Below are 1,479 nucleotides of genomic sequence, written 5' to 3' on the forward strand. Positions count from 1 at the left end.
TTCCCTCACGGTACTGGTTCACTATCGGTCGATTACGAGTATTTAGCCTTGGAGGATGGTCCCCCCATATTCAGACAGGATGTCACGTGTCCCGCCCTACTTGTCGTACGCTTAGTATCACCGGTCTGATTTCGAATACGGGACTATCACCCGCTACGGTTCCTATTTCCAGAGGATTCTTCTATCAGTCCGACTATCACGTACAGGCTCCTCCCATTTCGCTCGCCGCTACTTTGGGAATCTCGGTTGATTTCTTTTCCTGCAGCTACTTAGATGTTTCAGTTCGCCGCGTTCGCCTTGCATACCTATGTATTCAGTATGCAATACCCTAAAAGGGTGGGTTGCCCCATTCGGAAATCTGCGGATCAAAGTGTGTTTGCTCACTCCCCGCAGCTTATCGCAAGCTACTACGTCCTTCATCGCCTGTAATCGCCAAGGCATCCACCATGTGCACTTATTCGCTTGTCCCTATAACGTTAGCCTCTCATCATTTGCATAATGAAAGAGCGCTACAGGGATAAGAAAGTACAACGTTGTTGCTTGTTTGTTGATACATACAATCATTACCCATCGATTCGCTTTTTACGGCAAACCGATCAATAAATAATCTTTACTTCTTCCAGATTGTTAAAGAACATACAGCACTTGGTCTCGAAAAGACCAAACCTAAATTCAATCACCGATGTGATCAACTTACGTTTGAACTTTTGGTGGAGGATGACGGGATCGAACCGACGACCCCCTGCTTGCAAAGCAGGTGCTCTCCCAGCTGAGCTAATCCCCCTGAGATTTACTACAGAAACTGGTAGGGCTGGTTGGACTCGAACCAACGACCCCCGCGTTATCAACACGGTGCTCTAACCAGCTGAGCTACAGCCCCAAATGCTGTTCTTTATATTAACAGCCGATAAGTGTGAACATTTGATGCGTGAACCAGTTACCCGGTTCGTGCAAACTCTAGAAAGGAGGTGATCCAGCCGCACCTTCCGATACGGCTACCTTGTTACGACTTCACCCCAGTCACGAATCCTACCGTGGTAAGCGCCCTCCTTGCGGTTAAGCTACCTACTTCTGGTAAAACCCGCTCCCATGGTGTGACGGGCGGTGTGTACAAGACCCGGGAACGTATTCACCGCGACATGCTGATCCGCGATTACTAGCGATTCCAACTTCATGCAGTCGAGTTGCAGACTACAATCCGGACTACGATACACTTTCTGCGATTAGCTCCCCCTCGCGGGTTGGCGGCGCTCTGTATGTACCATTGTATGACGTGTGAAGCCCTACCCATAAGGGCCATGAGGACTTGACGTCATCCCCACCTTCCTCCGGTTTGTCACCGGCAGTCTCATTAGAGTGCCCTTTCGTAGCAACTAATGACAAGGGTTGCGCTCGTTGCGGGACTTAACCCAACATCTCACGACACGAGCTGACGACAGCCATGCAGCACCTGTGTACTGGTTCTCTTTCGAGCACTCC

2 tRNA genes and 2 rRNA genes are annotated in these 1,479 nt (G+C 49.8%); all 4 read right to left on the minus strand.

What is annotated here, in order from left to right:
* Window positions 1-468: ribosomal RNA gene (locus ACQ4WR_RS28235) — 23S ribosomal RNA — on the minus strand; the annotation flags it as partial.
* A gap of 240 nt (window positions 469-708) precedes the next feature.
* Window positions 709-784 (minus strand) — tRNA-Ala (locus ACQ4WR_RS28240).
* A gap of 19 nt (window positions 785-803) precedes the next feature.
* Window positions 804-880 (minus strand) — tRNA-Ile (locus ACQ4WR_RS28245).
* Between the two features lie 81 nt (window positions 881-961).
* Window positions 962-1,479, minus strand: a 16S ribosomal RNA gene (locus tag ACQ4WR_RS28250); the annotation flags it as partial.

Source organism: Janthinobacterium amylolyticum, from assembly GCF_051380655.1.
GTDB lineage: Bacteria > Pseudomonadota > Gammaproteobacteria > Burkholderiales > Burkholderiaceae_D > Janthinobacterium.